Annotated in this window: 15 protein-coding genes; 3 read left to right on the forward strand and 12 right to left on the reverse strand. The window is 67.7% G+C overall.

Annotated elements, in window-relative coordinates; all coding sequences use genetic code 11:
• Nucleotides 1–292: 292 nt before the first annotated feature.
• Together ABD210_RS10395 and ABD210_RS10400 are read right to left on the reverse strand one after the other, a co-directional pair.
• A complete protein-coding gene (locus ABD210_RS10395; RefSeq protein WP_344110827.1) occupies nucleotides 293–2026 on the reverse strand; it encodes a GMC oxidoreductase in 1734 nt (577 codons plus the stop codon).
• Complete coding sequence (locus ABD210_RS10400; protein ID WP_344110828.1) at nucleotides 2023–3615, reverse strand: succinic semialdehyde dehydrogenase; 1593 nt, start codon at nucleotides 3613–3615, stop codon at nucleotides 2023–2025. Before ABD210_RS10400 ends, ABD210_RS10395 begins: the two co-directional genes overlap by 4 nt.
• A gap of 126 nt (nucleotides 3616–3741) precedes the next feature.
• Here ABD210_RS10400 and ABD210_RS10405 point away from each other — a divergent pair, with 126 nt between their 5' ends.
• Together ABD210_RS10405 and ABD210_RS10410 are read left to right on the forward strand one after the other, a co-directional pair.
• Complete coding sequence (locus ABD210_RS10405; RefSeq protein ID WP_344110830.1) at nucleotides 3742–5187, forward strand: tetratricopeptide repeat protein; 1446 nt, start codon at nucleotides 3742–3744, stop codon at nucleotides 5185–5187.
• A 101-nt stretch (nucleotides 5188–5288) separates the two neighbouring features.
• Nucleotides 5289–6206, forward strand: coding sequence for a TIGR03086 family metal-binding protein (locus ABD210_RS10410; RefSeq protein WP_344110831.1), 918 nt, complete (start codon nucleotides 5289–5291; stop codon nucleotides 6204–6206).
• Here ABD210_RS10410 and ABD210_RS10415 read toward each other — a convergent pair.
• From ABD210_RS10415 to ABD210_RS10450, 8 genes are all read right to left on the reverse strand, one after another.
• Complete coding sequence (locus ABD210_RS10415; protein ID WP_344110832.1) at nucleotides 6203–6598, reverse strand: hypothetical protein; 396 nt, start codon at nucleotides 6596–6598, stop codon at nucleotides 6203–6205. The genes ABD210_RS10410 and ABD210_RS10415 overlap by 4 nt on opposite strands.
• Before the next feature lie 66 nt (nucleotides 6599–6664).
• Nucleotides 6665–6841, reverse strand: coding sequence for a hypothetical protein (locus ABD210_RS10420; protein WP_344110834.1), 177 nt, complete (start codon nucleotides 6839–6841; stop codon nucleotides 6665–6667).
• Entirely contained in the window at nucleotides 6838–7944 is a 1107-nt protein-coding gene (locus ABD210_RS10425) for a GuaB3 family IMP dehydrogenase-related protein (RefSeq protein WP_344110836.1), read from the reverse strand. The genes ABD210_RS10420 and ABD210_RS10425 overlap by 4 nt, the downstream gene beginning before the upstream one ends.
• 115 nt (nucleotides 7945–8059) lie before the next feature.
• Complete coding sequence (gene guaB, locus ABD210_RS10430) at nucleotides 8060–9574, reverse strand: IMP dehydrogenase (protein WP_344110838.1); 1515 nt, start codon at nucleotides 9572–9574, stop codon at nucleotides 8060–8062.
• Between the two features lie 136 nt (nucleotides 9575–9710).
• Nucleotides 9711–11411 (reverse strand): hypothetical protein, encoded by a 1701-nt coding sequence (locus ABD210_RS10435; protein WP_344110840.1) that lies wholly within the window; start codon nucleotides 11409–11411, stop codon nucleotides 9711–9713.
• The gene (gene shbA, locus ABD210_RS10440; protein ID WP_344110841.1) at nucleotides 11404–12024 is read right to left on the reverse strand and encodes an RNA polymerase sigma factor ShbA; all 621 of its coding nucleotides are present in this window, start codon (nucleotides 12022–12024) and stop codon (nucleotides 11404–11406) included. The genes ABD210_RS10435 and shbA overlap by 8 nt, the downstream gene beginning before the upstream one ends.
• Nucleotides 12025–12430: 406 nt before the next feature.
• Nucleotides 12431–12814 carry a DUF4389 domain-containing protein gene (locus ABD210_RS10445; protein ID WP_344110842.1) on the reverse strand — a complete coding sequence of 128 codons (384 nt, stop codon included), beginning with the start codon at nucleotides 12812–12814 and terminating at the stop codon, nucleotides 12431–12433.
• The gene (locus ABD210_RS10450) at nucleotides 12811–13179 is read right to left on the reverse strand and encodes a DUF4389 domain-containing protein (RefSeq protein WP_344110843.1); all 369 of its coding nucleotides are present in this window, start codon (nucleotides 13177–13179) and stop codon (nucleotides 12811–12813) included. Before ABD210_RS10450 ends, ABD210_RS10445 begins: the two co-directional genes overlap by 4 nt.
• 250 nt (nucleotides 13180–13429) lie before the next feature.
• Between ABD210_RS10450 and ABD210_RS10455 the strand changes: the two genes are divergently transcribed.
• Nucleotides 13430–14122 carry a TetR/AcrR family transcriptional regulator C-terminal domain-containing protein gene (locus ABD210_RS10455; RefSeq protein WP_344110844.1) on the forward strand — a complete coding sequence of 231 codons (693 nt, stop codon included), beginning with the start codon at nucleotides 13430–13432 and terminating at the stop codon, nucleotides 14120–14122.
• A gap of 69 nt (nucleotides 14123–14191) precedes the next feature.
• Here ABD210_RS10455 and groL read toward each other — a convergent pair whose 3' ends face one another.
• A complete protein-coding gene (groL, locus tag ABD210_RS10460) occupies nucleotides 14192–15811 on the reverse strand; it encodes a chaperonin GroEL (RefSeq protein ID WP_344110845.1) in 1620 nt (539 codons plus the stop codon).
• Between the two features lie 115 nt (nucleotides 15812–15926).
• Nucleotides 15927–16223: a co-chaperone GroES gene (gene groES, locus ABD210_RS10465; protein WP_344110846.1), complete on the reverse strand. Its 297-nt coding sequence runs from the start codon at nucleotides 16221–16223 to the stop codon at nucleotides 15927–15929.
• Nucleotides 16224–16456: the final 233 nt, after the last annotated feature.

The following is a 16456-nucleotide window of genomic DNA, read 5'->3' on the forward strand; positions in this document are numbered from 1 at the left end:
TTACGACCACTCTCTGCAGGTCAAATGGGCTCGGATCGGATGTAGAGTGGGGCATTAAGAGCTCGGGTCGCCAGCTGTGGCTGGTGACCCGATCCCAAAGCGCCGGGCGCCTCACCCCGGCTTGAGTGGGTCCCTCGGGAAACGATTTGGGCGGAAACGTTCCCGAGGGACCTGCTCCCTTTTATGGCGAAAAACAAAAGCCTCAGGTCATTACCTGAGGCTTTTTCAGTTTCACTCCAAGCTATTCCAGTCCCGCAACTCCCAGGAGTTGCGGGACATTGTTGTCATTGGGTCACAGTCTCGTCACAGGCTGCTTTGTGGTGATCTCGACGATCGGCAACCGAAGAGCCCCGGGCGCGTCCGCCGGCACCACCGGTCGCACCGGTGTGACCGGCGCCACCCTCCTGTACTGCGAGCCGAGGGCTGGTCGGGTGTCCTTCTCGCTCTTGTTCGGCCAGAACGCCAGGGCCCGCTCCGCCTGCGCGGTGATCGTCAGCGAAGGATTGACGCCCAGGTTGGCCGAGATCGTCGACCCGTCCAGGATGTGCAGGCCCTCGTAGCCGTAGACGCGGTGGTACGGATCCACCACACCGGTCTCGGCGGAGTCTCCGATCGCGCAGCCGCCGATGAAGTGTGCGGTCATCGGGACGTTGAACGGCTCGCCGATCGTGCCGCCCGGCGTACCGCCCATCAGCTTGGCCATCCGCCGGACCACCTCGTTCGCGACCGGGATCCAGGAAGGGTTCGGGGCGCCGTGGCCCTGCTTCGAGGACAGCCGCCAGCGACCGAACCGGTCCCGCTTGCCGAAGGTGGTGATCGAGTTGTCCGCGGTCTGCATCACCAGCGCGATCACCGTCCGCTCGGACCAGTGCTTCAGGTCGTACAGCCGGCGCAGGTTCTTCCGCTGCACCGCCAGCTCCCGCAGCCACGTCCGCCAGCGCGGCTTGTCCCCGTCGCCGTCGGTCAGCACGGTCTGCAGCAACGACATCGCGTTGCTGCCCTTGCCATAGCGGACCGGCTCGATGTGGGTGATCTCGTCGGGGTGGAACGACGAGGTGATCGCCACTCCACGGCTGTAGTCGACGGACCGATCCTTGGAGATTGCCCCTAGCAACGATTCGGAGTTGGTCCGGGTGAGCACGCCGAGCCGGTTCGACAGCCCCGGCAGCTTCCCCTCGTCGCGCAACCGGTGCAGCAGCTTGGCCGTGCCGAGTGCCGAGGCGGCGAAAACCACTTGCTGGGCGGTGAATCTGCGCGTGCTCTTGCTGTTGGAGGTTCGCCGCGTCTCGATCGCATAGCCGCCGTTCGGCAGCGGTTCGACCGAGGTCACGGTGGTCAGCGGATAGACCTCCGCGCCGGCCTTCTCGGCCAGGTAGAGGTAGTTCTTGGTCAGGGTGTTCTTCGCGTTGTGCCGACACCCGGTCATACATTCACCGCAGTCGATACAGCCCGTACGCCGTGGGCCTGCTCCTCCGAAGAAGGGGTCGTCCACCTCGACTCCGGGCTCACCGAAGAACACGCCGACCGGTGTCGGGTGGAACGTGTCCCCGACGCCCAGGTCGTCCGCGACCTGCTTCATCACCTTGTCGGCCGGGGTGAAATGCGGGTACGTCGTCACGCCCAGCATCCGCTTCGCCTGGTCGTAGTACGGAGCCAGTTCGGCCTTCCAGTCAGTGATGTGCGCCCACTGCTTGTCGGAGTAGAAGGCAGGCAACGGCTCGTACAGGGTGTTGGCGTAGACGAGGCTGCCGCCGCCGACCCCGGCGCCGGACAGGATGATCACGTCGCGCAGTGCGCTGATCCGCTGGATGCCGTACCAGCCGAGCTTCGGCGCGAAGAGGAACCTTTTCCTGTCCCAGGAGTTCTTCGCGAATCCTAGATCCTCGAACCGGGCACCCGCCTCCAGTACGGCGACGTCGTACCCCTTCTCCACCAGCCTCAGCGCAGTGACACTTCCACCGAAACCCGAGCCGACGATGATCACATCATGGTCGAACTCATGTCCGTCCTCGCTTCGCTCGGTCATGGGCGGCCGAGTTTCTTCAGGATCCGAAGTGCCGCTGTCATCAGCTCGGCGTAGGCCTCGTCCTTCAGGCCGTGCGAGGCTGCGATCGGGAGGAGCCGTTGGGTCGCGACCGTCTGTGGATCGACGTACCGCCGGATGCCCTCGGCGCCCTGGCGGCGGCCGAGGCCGGAGGATCGCATCCCACCCATCGGGGTGTCGATCGAGCCGAAGCTCGCCGCGTAGCCCTCGTTGACGTTGACCGATCCTGCCACCAGTTGAGCGGCGACCGCGCGACCGCGGCGGCCATCCCGCGTCCAAACGCTCGCGTTCAGCCCGTAGTCGCCCTCGTTGGCGCGCGCGATCGCTTCCGCCTCATCGGAGAAGCGGTAGATCGACACCACCGGCCCGAAGGTCTCGTTGTCGAAGCACTCCATCTCCGGCGTGACCCCGGACAGCACGGTCGGCTCGTAGAACAACGGCCCGATGTCCGGCCGCGCCTTGCCACCAGCCAGTACTACAGCGCCGCGCGCGCGGGCGTTCTCGACATGACGAGACACCGTGTCGAGCTGGGCCTTCGAGATCAGCGAGCCCATGTCCACGTCCCAGCCGGTCCCGGCCGAGAGCCTGATCTTCTTCACCCGGTCGAGGAAGGCCGTCACGAAGGCGTCGTAGACCTGGTCCGCGACGTAGAGGCGTTCCATCGAGACGCAGAGCTGGCCGGCGCTGGAGAAACACGCGCGGACGGCCCCTTCGGCAGCACGGTGCACGTCGGCGTCCCGCAGTACGAGCATCGGGTTCTTGCCACCGAGCTCCAGGCTGCAGCCGATCAGTCGCTCGCCGGCCTGCTTGGCGACGAGGCGGCCGGTCTTGGTGGAGCCGGTGAAGCAGACGTAGTCGGTGTTCTGGATGATCGCGCCGCCGACGGTCGGGCCGTCACCGTTCACCGGCTGCCAGGCGTCTCGCGGTAGGCCCGATTCATAAAGCAGCTCGATCGCGCGCAGTGCCGTCAGCGGGGTCTGGCTGTCGGGCTTGTGCACGACGGTGTTGCCGGCCAGCACGGCCGGAAGACCGTCGGCCATCGCCATGCTGAGCGGGTAGTTCCAGGGCGAGATGATGCCCACGACCCCCTTCGGCACGAACCGCTGCTCGGCGCGGGTGAGGATCGGGAACATGCCCAGCTTGCGCTGGGTGCCAAGGAACTCCTCGGCCTTGCGTGCGTAGTACCTGGCGGTCATCGCGACATGCGCGACTTCCTCGAAGGCCTGCTTGCGGGCCTTGCCGGACTCGACGATCACCAGGTCGACGAGTTCGTGCCGATGGTCCAGCACCAGATCGTGGTAGCGCAGCAGGATCGCGGCCCGATCCTGCAGCGACGTGTTCTTCCAGCTCCGCTGGGTCTTGCGGGCCGACCTGACCGCGGCGATCACATCGTCGGGTCCGGACAGCGGAAGCTCGGCCACCGGTTGCGCGGTCGCCGGGGCGTAGGAGGTGCGCGACCCTGCCGTGGCGCGCAGCAGACCGGCCAGACGACGGATGACCGACTGGTCCGTCGCGTACGACGCGGTCGGGTCGAGCTCGGGGTCAGCAGGAATCGAGGTCTGCTCGCTCATTGCCCCAGGCTACCTGCCGGTAACAGCCGTGTCAGTAGTTACATCTTCCCTGCCCGACCGCGAGCAATTTACACGTTCTTGACGCTAGGGTGAGCGACTGAGCCTTTGAAGGGGTGGGTTGTAAAGATGGTGGACAGCGGGGGGCTTTGGACGCCTCCTGACGACGAGCTGGGCGAGGCGCTCCAGACAGCCCAGGTGCTGATCGAAGAGGGTCGCGCCGACGAGGCCGGGCCGTACCAGCAGCGTGTGATCGAGCTGGCGAAGGAGCGAGCCGGGGACCGCCCGGACCACTACGAGTCCAAGCACCTGATGGCGGCAACGCAGTACGAGTTGGCCGGTTCGTTGAATGCCTCCGGCCGTCACGAGGAAGCGCTTGCCGCTCTGCACGAGGCCCAGCTGGGCTATACCGAGCTCAGCGATGCGGGTGTTCTCGACGCCACCTCCTTCCTCGCCGATGTGCGGGCCCGGCGCGCGATGACGCAGGCGCACCGCGGCTACGGGGCGACCGCAGTACTGGAGATGGACGGCGCGGTGATCGCGTACGGCCAACTGGTGAGCGGCGACGCCGGCGTGCTGCACCAGCCCGACTTCGCCCGGGTGCTGGCGATGAACGCGCTCATCCTCCGCCGGTACGGCGACCCGGACCTCGCCGTGGCCTCCGCGGACGCGGCCACCCAGTTGTTCCTGCAGCTGGCCGACCAGATCAACGCCAGTCCTCAATCGCTGTCCTACGCCCGCTACCTGTGCTCGGCGACGGCCGTGTCCGCCGACGTGCACTCAGCGGAGGGACGGCTGGATCTCGCGCTCGAAGCGGACGAGATCGGGCTCAACACTGCCGACACGCTGGCCGACTCGGAGTCCGCGACCGACCTGCGGATGTTGGTGTCGGCGCTGACCCGCAAGGGAAAGCACCTCGGTGTGGTCGGGCGGATCATCGAGGGCGAGAACTGCCTGCGGACCGCGTTCGCGACGGATCCGGAGACGGCCGCGCGGGTGACCGAGGAACTCGATCGAGACATCCCGCCGTCGCTGACGACCGCGCTGGAGAATGCGGAGATCAAGCTCGGGCCGTATGAGCAGTATCACCGGCTACTGGCGCTGAGCGAGCCGGCGCCGGGGATGACGCTCGCTACGGTGTCCGGCCGGACAGACCCCGAATCAGCCGCCGTTCGGGCGACGGAGTTGGCCGAGCTGGTCAGGCCGATGCTCGTGCACGATGCCGAGACCGCGCTGACGTTGGGACTCGAGGCGCACTACCTGTTCGCGATCTCGTCGGAGCGCGAGTCGCACCGGATGCGGTACGAGACGAGCACCTACGCGCCGGTGTGGGCGCAGGTGCTGCTGGACATCTCCGAGGCCTATCACGCGGCCGGGCAGACGGAGCTGGCGCTGGATCTGGCGGGTTGGTGTGCCGAGGTGGCGACCGCGCTGATCCCGTTCACGATGACCGATGTCGAGGTCAAGGACCTGGCCGGTGCTTGCTATCGGCATCACGGGGACCTGCTCGCGGCGAAGGGCGACTTCACCGCGTCGCAGCACGCGCACGACGCGGCTCAGCAACTCCAGCACTGATGCATTGACTCGCCGTCCGAGGCGGGCGCACGCTGACGGCTGAGAGGGCTGCGTTCTGGGGACCACGGTCCTACGGACTGCGTGCTAGGGGGAATGGCCAAGTGGATGTCGTGGAAATGCATCGTCGTGCCAGCGAGGAATTCGTTCGCCAGGTGGCCGCAGTACGGCCTGACCAGTGGGATGCTCCGACGCCCTGCGCCGACTGGGACGTGCGGGACCTGGTCAACCACGTCGTCGGCGAGGAGCGGTGGACCGTGCCGTTGCTGGCCGGGCAGACCATCGAGGACGTCGGCGACTCGTTGGATGGGGACCTGCTCGGCGACGACCCGGCTTCGGCCGCGGCGCATGCCGCCCGTGCCGCGCAGAACTCCGTCACCGAGCCCGTGCTGACCGGCAAGACCGTGCAACTCTCGTACGGCGAGGAGCAGGCGGCCGAGTACGTCTGCCAACTGGCGGCGGACCACCTCATCCACGGCTGGGATCTGGCGGTCGCGATCGGCGCGCAGGCGCGGCTGGATCCGCAGGTCGTCGACGGGATCGCGGCCTGGTTCAAGGATCGCGAGGAGCTTTACCGCGGTGGCGGCGCGATCGGGGATCGCGTCGAGGGCTCGACCAGCGCCGAGGGTGCGCTGCTGGGTGCCTTCGGGCGGGATCCCGGCTGGACTCCTGGCCATGCCGCTGTCGCTGCGCTGGGTGCGGCATTCGGCCGAGGTGATGTCGACGGGATCATGGCGCAACTGACCTCGGACTGCGTGTTCGAGTCGACCTCACCGCCGCCGGACGGAGGCCGCTTCGTCGGGGCCGAGGCTGTCCGGGAGCAATGGGAGAGCCTGTTCGGCGGGACCGATGAACCTCTCTTCGAGACCGAGGAGTGGTTCGTGCTCGGTGACCGCGGCGTTGTTCGGTGGAGGTTCTCGTGGCGCGATGCCGACGGGCAACGCGGACACGTTCGCGGCGTCGACGTACTGCGGCTTCGCGACGGCAAGGTGGCCGAGAAGCTCTCCTACGTGAAGGGCTAGGACTCCTGCACCTGGGGTTTCAAGGCGCCCACGAAGAGTCCGGCCTCTACTTCGGTCATCCCGGTCTCGCTGACCACCAGGGCCGTTGCCTGATGGAGTTCGCCTGCTGCCTTGAGGGCGCGGGTGCGTTCGGCCAGGTTCGTGCCGGGCATGCGGACGACCGGGGTGTCGGTGACCGGCGGCACGTATCTGCCGAGGCGGATGTCGTCGACCAGGTCCTTGGCGTGCTTCAGGTCGATCCCGGTGCGGTCCATCACGTACTTCACCGCGAAGACCGACTTGCGGGTGGTGAGCAGGAAGCGGATCTGGTCCACGTCGCCGGTGGAGAGTCTGGCCCGGGCGGCGGCGAGGGCAACGTTGTCGGAGTCCTTGCTGCGGCTGAACAGTCCCATGGTGCCAATCCTTCCAGAGCCACCTAATCGGTGAGGACCCGCAGCAAGTCGACACCCCAGAACAGTTCAGCCAGTGAGCACCCGCAGGACGTTGGGCCAGGTCCGAGCGCCGAACGCACGGTCCGCCTCGTCGGAGCCGCCGCGCGGCGCGACCACGTCGTACCCCTCGGCTTCCAGGATCCTGACGCGGTCCACGTCGGGCCTGCCGCTCGACCCGTGCAGCAGCAGGGTCCCGGTGGTCACCCGACGACGACCTCGACCCGCTGGAATTCCTTGAGCTCCGTGTAGCCGGTGGTCGCCATCGCTCGCTTCAGGGCGCCGACGAGGTTCATCGTGCCGTCCGGAACCCAGGACGGACCGAACAGGATCTGCTCCATCGTGCCGGTGACCCCGACCTCCACCCGCTCACCACGCGGCAGGTCGGCGTGCCAGGCCTCGGCGCCCCAGTGGTACCCGCCGCCCGGTGCGTCGCTCGCCCGCGCGAGGGGCGACCCGACCATGACCGCGTCCGCGCCGCAGGCAATCGCCTTGGCCACGTCGCCGGACCGTCCGACCGACCCGTCGGCGATGACGTGCACATACCGACCGCCTGACTCGTCCATGTAGTCCCGACGGGCTGCCGCGACATCCGCGACCGCCGACGCCATCGGCACAGCAACACCGAGCACCTTGCGCGTGGTGTGTGCCGCGCCGCCGCCGAACCCGACCAGTACTCCGGCCGCGCCCGTCCGCATCAGGTGCAGTGCGGCCTGGTGAGTGGCGCAACCCCCGACGATGACCGGCACGTCGAGGTCGTAGATGAACTGCTTCAGGTTGAGCGGCTCGGCCTGGCCGGACACGTGCTCGGCCGAGACCGTGGTCCCGCGGATCACGAAGAGGTCGACCCCGGCGTCCACGACGTGCTTGGCGAACTGCTTGGTCCGCTGCGGGGACAACGCACCCGCCACGGTCACCCCGGAGTCACGGATCTCCTGGACCCGCTGGGAGATCAACTCTGGCTTGATCGGCGCCGAGTAGATCTCCTGCAGGCGCGTGGTCGCCTGCTCCCTGCTGACGGTGGTGATCTCCTCCAGCAGCGACGTCGGGTCGTCGTACCGGGTCCAGAGACCTTCGAGGTTCAGTACGCCGAGGCCGCCCGCCTTGCCGATCGCGATCGCGGTGGCCGGCGACATCACCGAATCCATCGGCGCGGCCAGGATCGGCAACTCGAACCGGTAGGCGTCGATCTGCCAGGCGACCGAGACCTCCTCGGGATCCCTGGTCCGCCGCGACGGCACGATCGCGATGTGGTCGAACGCGTAAGCCTGCCGCCCCCGCTTGGCGCGCCCGATCTCGATCTCACTCATCTGCACAGGCTACCGATCGCGCTCCCCATCCCCGACATCGAGGCCATCCGCCGGCCGAACAACCCGCGCGGCGGCAAGCTCTTGCACCCGATCCGCCGACCATTGCTGGTGTCGGTCAGCGGCCGGAGTAGTTCGGGGCCTCGACGGTCATCTGGATGTCGTGGGGGTGAGATTCCTGGAGGCCGGCGGAGGTGATCCGGACGAAGGTGCCCTTGTCCTGAAGTTCCGGGACGGTCCGCGATCCGCAGTACCACATCGACTGGCGGAGGCCGCCGATGAGCTGGTGCGCTACGGCGGCGAGGGGGCCGCGGTACGGGACCTGACCCTCGACGCCCTCGGCGATCAGCTTTTCGTCGCTGCCGACGTCGCTCTGGAAGTAGCGGTCCTTGGAGTACGACTTGCGGAGACCGCCGGCGGACTGCATCGCACCCAGCGAGCCCATGCCGCGATAGGCCTTGAACTGCTTGCCGTTGATGAAGACGAGGTCGCCCGGCGACTCCTCGCAGCCGGCGAGGAGCGATCCGAGCATAACGGTGTCCGCGCCGGCCACGAGTGCCTTGGCGATGTCACCGGAGTACTGCAGGCCGCCGTCGCCGATCACCGGTACGCCGGCCGGCTTGCAGGCCAGTGATGCCTCGTAGATCGCGGTGACCTGCGGTACGCCGACGCCTGAGACGACGCGCGTAGTACAGATCGAGCCGGGGCCAACCCCGACCTTCACGCCGTCGGCGCCGGCGTCGACCAACGCCTGGGCGCCTGCGCGGGTGCCGACGTTGCCGCCGACGATGTCCACGCCGAGGGTGGCCGGATCGGCCTTCAGCTTGCGGATGATCTCCAACTGGGCCTGCGAATGACCGTGCGCGGTGTCCACCACGAGCAGGTCCACTCCGGCCTCGATCAGCGTCATCGCACGCTTCCAGGCCTCGCCGAAGAAGCCGATCGCGGCGGCGACCCGCAGCCGCCCGGAATCGTCCTTGGTGGCCAGCGGGAACTGGTCACGCTTGACGAAGTCCTTCAGGGTGATCAGACCGGTCAGTTTGCCGGAGCCGTCGACCAGCGGCAGCTTCTCCACCTTGTGCTTGCTGAGCAGGGCCATCGCGTCCTCGGCGGCGATGCCCTGTTTGCCGGTGATCAGCGGCTGCTTGGTCATCACCTCGCGGACCGGGCGGGACAGGTCGGACTCGAACCGCATGTCCCGGTTCGTCACGATGCCGACCAGTACGCCGGCGCCGTCCACCACGGGCACCCCGGAGATCCTGTACTGACCGCAGAGCGCGTCGGCCTCGCCGATGGTGGCGTCGGGGCCGATGGTGATCGGCTGCGCGATCATGCCGGACTCGGACCGCTTGACCAGATCGACCTGCTGGGCCTGGTCCTCGATCGAGAGGTTTCGGTGCAGTACGCCGAGGCCACCCTGGCGGGCCATCGCGATCGCCATCCGGGCCTCGGTGACGGTGTCCATCGCGCTGGACAGCAGCGGGATGTTGACGTCGATGTTGCGGCTGACCCGGGATCTGGTGCTGGCCTCGGACGGGATGACGTCGGACTCGTTGGGCTGAAGAAGCACGTCGTCGAAAGTCAGACCGAGGACGGCGAACTTGTCGGGAACTCCGGAGGGTGTGATGTCCATGAGGAAGGCAGGCACCTTTGCACGGCGAGAACGGAACACCATGGTATGCCGCGACCGCCTGCTGCCCTCAATCGGTCCCGGTCACCGTCTGTGTCGCTCGGTGACCGGGGCCGCCCAGTACCCGCCCAGTACCCGCTCAGTACCCGGTCGTGGGCCGGTTGAGCACCTGCAGGATCTGGCGCAGGGTCACCGGGGCCATCGAGCCGTGCGCCCGGGTGACCGCCGCGTGCTTGCCCTCGGCGTACTCGCCGCTGGAGTGCCTGCCGGCGGCGTACTTGCCCGCGTCCTTGGCCCAGCCCAGCGAGACCGTACCGCTGGAGTGTTTCGCGGAGGACTCGGTCGCCTTGCCGGAGTACTCCTCGAGGCGCTCCGCCGGCGCTTCGGCCAGAGCCGGAAGCTCCGGCACGACCTGGCTTGGCGGGTCTTCCCCAGCCGGTTGGTCGGCGGCGGGCTGATCCGCCGCAGGCTGGTCGGCAGCCGGTTGGTCAGCGGCCGGTTGGTCAGCGGCCGGCTGATCCACCGCAGGCTGGTCGGCAGCCGGTTGGTCAGCGGCCGGTTGGTCAGCCGCAGGCTGGTCAGCGGCCGGCTGGTCGGCAGCCGGTTGGTCAGCGGCCGGTTGGTCAGCCGCAGGCTGGTCAGCGGCCGGCTGGTCGGCAGCCGGTTGGTCAGCGGCCGGTTGGTCAGCGGCCGGCTGATCCACCACAGTTTGATCGGCGGCTGACTGGTCGGCGGCTGGCTGGTCCGCAGCCAACTGATCGGCAGCCAACTGGCCCGCAACCGACTGATCCGCGGCCAACTGACCGGCAGCCGACTGGTCTGCGGGCGTCTGGTCGGCTGGCTGGGTCTGTGCGTCACCGGCCGGCGCGCTGCCAGATTGGGTGTCGGCCGTCGTGGTGCCACCGGTCGGGAAACCGCTGTCGGTGCCGGGCTGGGTGCCGTCGACCACGGCGCCCGACGGCGCCGGGGTCGGCTGCTCAGCCGGAGCCGGATCGCCGGTACCCGTCGTGCCGTTGTCCGGGGGCACAGCCTCAGTCGGCTGGGCCGGCTGAGGGTCGGTCGGGGTGTCCGTCGGCGCCGGCGTCGTCGGAGTTGTGGCCGGATCGCTCGGCGGCGGCGTCGTTGTATCCGTGGTCGGGCTGGTAGTGGGATCAGCCGGCGGCGGGACTGGCGGCTTGTCCGTCTGTGTCGGTTCGGTCGGCGCCGGGACCGGGATCTCCACCGGGGCCGGCTTCTCCAGGAACGGCGGGGTCGTCCGAGCCAGCGCGGGCTTCGGAACGGCAACCAGATCGAGCGGTCCGCTGCCGATCCCCGCCAGGTTGCCCTGCTGCTGGGCATCCTTGATGGCCTGCTGCTCTTCCTGCCGTCTCTGGAAATCCTTGGCGACCTTGACGATCTTCGTCCGGTCGGCCACCGGCAGGCCCAGGCCGTCGAGCTGTTCCTTCGGGTACGAGGTCTGCGGACGCAGCCCGTCGACCACCTTCTCGATGACCTTCTCGTACGGCGAGAGCGGGTCGCCGGTGACGGCAGCTGCCACGCCGGAGACCGACAGGGCGGCCACAGCGGCAACACCCAGGGCCAGACCACGGGCGGCCATCTTGCGAGCGAACGGGTCCATCGTCGGGTTCAGCGCGGCACACCGGGCCAGGAAGCTCTCCGGATCGTCGATCGTCTCAACCGGGAGCTCGTCCTCGACCTCCACCGCAAGCCGAAGATCGGCCAGCAGTCTGAGGGCTGGATCGTGCTCGCCCGCCTCCCAGGCGGACTCCCCACCGGCTGCAAGCAGGTCGAGAAGCGCGTCATCTGCTTCGATCGCGTCTAAGTCAAAGCGTTCAGCCATGTCGCTCCTCCCCTGCGGCTCGTTCCATCTTTGCCTCATGCCTCACAAACCCCCTGAGCGTATTCAACGCCCGATGCTGTGCGACCCTCACCGCCCCCGGTGTCATCCCCAGTGCCCGGCCGGTCTCCTCGGCTGACATCCCCGCAACCACCCGGAGCCGCAGGATCTCCCGCAGTTTCTCCGGCAATCTGTCCATCAAGCCCATCACGTGCCTGAGCTCGGAATAGCGAACAGCGTGCTCCTCCGGTGTAAGCGACTCGTCCGCCCCGTCGGGAAGGTCAGGCGTCGACACGTCCGCCACGGCGAACGCACGCTGTGCATCGGCGACCTTGCGAGCCGCGATCCCGTAGACGAAAGCCTCGAAAGGCCTTCCCTCGTCCCGGTAGCGACCCAGCGCACCGAACACCGCGACACAGACCTCCTGCGCCACGTCGTCCACCATGTCGGCGCCACCAGGATAGGTCCACAGCCTCGACCGCACGTAGCGGTGGGCAACAGCACGCACCCTGGTGAGCAGATCGTTCAGAGCCGTCCCGTCACCCGCGCCGGCCAACGCGGCGAGATCGCGGAGCTCCACCCGATCATGGGTGTGCGGCGATTGAACCTCGGTCACCTCGCCCCCCTCGTTTCGACCGATCAGCCTGCAAGATAGTACGGCCGCCAGTTACCGAATGCTAGGGCCAATTCGAGATTGGTTACACAGAGTACGGCGAGCGGCTCGGGGCCACTCCTGTGTTTGCCGCTCTCGCTACCACAGACCACCGTTCCTGCGTCGCCGTTCGACCCCCAGACTCTCGCGTCGCAGCTCCCCACCCGCCTAATGGTCGCCCGTCGTACGCCGACCCTCAACCCCAACTCAGGGGGGTTCCTCAGCCGAACGGTTCCTACTCCAGGCTGCCGCAAGCAGCGCGACTCGGAGCAGGCGTCTCCGATCCATCGCCGGCGCTCTTCCTTCGCCGTTGTGACTGCCGGTGGAATCCCGCATTGATGGCCAGCAACAAGGCGTTTCTGCGGCGGGGTCAGAGGTTGGTGGGTGTCGGCGCTGCTGGGTCGACCGGCGCTGGTGCGGGGCCTGCCGAGCTGGGTGAGACGACAGGGGCGGCTTCGCTGCCTCCGAGGTCCAGGCGGAACGGCGGGTAGACGTCAGTCATCAGCGCCGCATAGCCCGCGACCCGGAGCGCCCACCGGTTCATCCCGAGGATGATGTCGTACAACGACCGGGGGTAGCTGCCGGTGAAAAGGAGGATGACGGCGGCGATGATCACCAGAATGCCGACGAGGCCGCCGCTGGCGACGGCGTTCCACTGCCAGTTGTCGGATTGGTTGGCGGCCCATGTTCCGCCACCACCGACGAAGAAGGCGACGATGATGTAGTGCGGGATGGCGAGCAGCCACCACTTCACCAGAGCCAGGCCCCGGGACAGGTGCTCCGGGTAGTCGACCGAGAAGTGCGTCGGATAGTCCTCGACCTCTTGAAGGCTGAAGGCGGGTAGCGGTCGGTTCCTAGTGCCCCATAGCCGTAGTAGTTCACCCGCCAGGACCACCGCAGTACCCCGACGTTGTAATCGAAGAGGGCCCGTGGGTAGCGCCCGGTGAAGAGGATCGCGAACAACGAGATCACCCAGGCGACCACGAAGCCGAGCCACAAGAAGACCAGCACGACGTAGTGCGGGATCACGAGGATCCACTTGACCAGCCACAGCCACCTGGACAGCTTCGGATCCAGCGCGGCCTCCACGTGGACCGGATACACACCGGACGTTGCCATCAAAACCATCTCCAAGCTGCCTTGCTCGATGAGACCAGAGTCTTCGTGCCGGGCTTCCACCCTCGGTTCGATGCCGCCCGGGGGCGGCGCCTGCGGTTCTTGCGAGCCGCACGGGGGAAGTCTTGGTAGATCCCGGAGCTGGATCTGCGGGAGCGGCCTCGAGGCGGTGTCCCCTAGCGCCTTAATACGGCCGACAGTACTTAGTACGGCCAACGTAACGTACAAAGTACGAGTGGGCTATGGTCCGAGGGTGAAAAGGCCTGAGATCACGGGCGACGGTGTCCGAGAACGCGCCCGGCTGAGCCGGCATCGGGTGTTGCTCGGCGCCGTCGCGGTGGCCGACGCGGGCGGCATCGGCTCGCTGACGATCCGCTCGCTCGCCAAGGCACTCGAGGTCAAACCGATGTCGGTCTACCACCACGTGGCCAACAAGGACGAGATCCTCGACGGCATCGTCGACGCCGTCTTCGGCGAGATCGAACTACCCACGGCAGGCGGCGACTGGCGCTCGGAGATCCGTCGGCGGGCGATCTCGGCCCGCCAGGTACTGCGAAATCACCCCTGGGCGATCGGCCTGCTGCAATCGCGAACCACTCCCGGCCCGGCGGCTCTGCGACACCAGGAGGCGGTAATCGCCACCCTCAGGGACGCGGGCTTCTCGGTTCAGATGACCGCCCACGCCTACGCGCTGATCGACAGCTATACCTACGGGTTCGCGCTCCAGGCCGCACTCCCGTTCGAACGACGTGAGGCTGTCGCCGAGGTCGCCGAGCCGATCACGGATCACTTCTCTGCCGGCGACTACCCCCGCCTCGCCGAGATGGCGACGGAGTACTACCTCCGGCCCGGCTACAACTTCGCCGACGAGTTCGAGCTCGGCCTCAGCGTCATCCTCGACGCCCTGACGAGATCGATTCCCGCCAAGCTCGGCGAAACCCCGTAGTACAAGAAAACTGCCCGGCTGGTCCGAGGACCGGCCGGGCAGTTCAGGTGTTGCGGCAGTGCTTCGAGATCAGTGGCCGTGCCCGTGGCCGTGGCCCGCGGCTGCAGGCTCCTCGTCCTCGGGCTTGTCGACGACCAGGGTCTCGGTGGTGAGCAGCAGGGCTGCGATCGAGCCGGCGTTGGCGAGCGCGGACCGGGTCACCTTGACCGGGTCCAGGACGCCCTGGGCCAACAGGTCGCCGTACTCGCCGGTGGCGGCGTTGAAGCCGCTGCCGACCTCGAGCTCGGCCACCTTGGCGGTCACGACGTAGCCCTCGTAGCCACCGTTCTCCGCGATCCAGCGCAGCGGCTCGACGACGGCCTTGCGGACGATCCGGACGCCGGCGAGCTCGTCGCCCTCCAGGTCCAGGCCGTTCTCCAGCACCGCACCGGCGTGGATGAGAGCCGAGCCGCCACCGGCGACGATGCCCTCTTCGATGGCCGCACGGGTCGCCGAGACGGCGTCCTCGATCCGGTGCTTCTTCTCCTTCAGCTCGACCTCGGTGGCCGCGCCGACCTTGATCACGCAGACGCCGCCGGCCAGCTTGGCCAGCCGCTCCTGCAGCTTCTCGCGGTCCCAGTCGGAGTCGGTGCGCTCGATCTCGGCCTTGATCTGGTTGACCCGGGCCTGGATCTCCTCGGGCTTGCCTGCGCCCTCGACGACCGTGGTGGTGTCCTTGGTGACGACGATCCGGCGAGCGGTGCCGAGCACCTCGAGGCCCACCTGGTCCAGCTTCAGACCGACCTCGGGCGCGACGACCTGGGCGCCGGTCAGGACGGCCAGGTCCTCGAGCATCGCCTTGCGGCGGTCGCCGAAGCCCGGCGCCTTGACGGCGACGGAGGTGAAGTTGCCGCGGATCTTGTTCACGACCAGGGTCGACAGTGCCTCGCCCTCGACGTCCTCGGCGATGATCAGCAGTGACTTGCCCGACTGCACGACCTTCTCCAGCAGCGGCAGCAGGTCCGCGACCGCGGAGATCTTGCCCTGGTTGATCAGGATGTACGGGTCGTCCAGCACCGCTTCGCCGGCCTCGGCGTCGGTGATGAAGTAGGGCGAGATGTAGCCCTTGTCGAACTGCATGCCCTCGGTGAACTCGAGCTCGGTGCCGAAGGTGTTCGACTCCTCGACGGTGATGACGCCGTCCTTGCCGACCTTGTCGAAGGCCTCTGCGATCAGGCCGCCGATCTCGGCGTCCCGGGCGGAGATGGTGGCGACGTGGGCCATGTCGCCCTTGTCGTCCACCGGCCGGGCGGTCTCGATGAGCTTGGCCGACACAGCCTCGATGGCGGCCTCGATGCCCTTCTTCAGGCCCATCGGGTTGACGCCTGCCGCGACGGCCCGCAGGCCCTCGTGCACGAGCGCCTGGGCCAGCACGGTCGCGGTCGTCGTACCGTCACCGGCGATGTCGTTGGTCTTGGTGGCAACCTCTTTGGCCAGCTGCGCACCGAGGTTCTCGAACGGGTCGTCCAGCTCGACCTCACGCGCGACGGTGACACCGTCGTTGGTGATGGTCGGGGCGCCCCACTTCTTGTCCAGTACGACGTAGCGGCCCTTGGGCCCCAGCGTCACCTTCACCGTGTTCGCGAGCTTGTCGACGCCGCGCTCCAGCGCGCGCCGCGCGTTCTCGTCGAACTCGAGGATCTTCGGCATGGAAAACTAGTCCCTCTCTGAGTTGCTGCGAATGTGCTCACCGCCGAACCGACTCCGCCCCGGCGCCGGGATTCCGGGCACCGGAGCGGTGTCAGTCAGGAACAGCGGGCGATCGTCACTTGACGACGACGGCGAGGATGTCGCGGGCGCCCAGGATCAGGTAATCCTGGCCGTCGTACTTGACCTCGGTGCCGCCGTACTTGGAGTAGATGACCTTGTCGCCGACGTTGACGTCCAGTGGGACGCGGTTGCCGTTGTCATCGATGCGGCCGGGACCGGTGGCGAGGACCTCGCCCTCCTGCGGCTTCTCCTTGGCGGTGTCCGGGATCACCAGGCCGGACTTCGTGGTCTGCTCGGCTTCGAGCGGCGCAACGAGGACGCGGTCCTCGAGCGGCTTGATCGTGACCGACACTTGCTGACCTCCACGGTCGAGTTTCTCGTGTTTTCGGGGTGCTGCTGGCGGCCGTGCGCCTCTGCCGTCGCGGGGATCAGAGGCCGAGCCGCTGGCACCCTCGGGTGGAGAGTGCCAACTCCGAATCTAGGCCGCGATTAGCACTCGGTCAACTCGAGTGCCAGAGAATGTTCCCGGTACGTCGGTGAGGGCGCGACTGCCGTCGCCGCCGCGGGGACGACTCGCACCAGGCC

It is taken from the genome of Kribbella alba (genome assembly GCF_039529635.1).
Classification (GTDB): domain Bacteria; phylum Actinomycetota; class Actinomycetes; order Propionibacteriales; family Kribbellaceae; genus Kribbella; species Kribbella alba.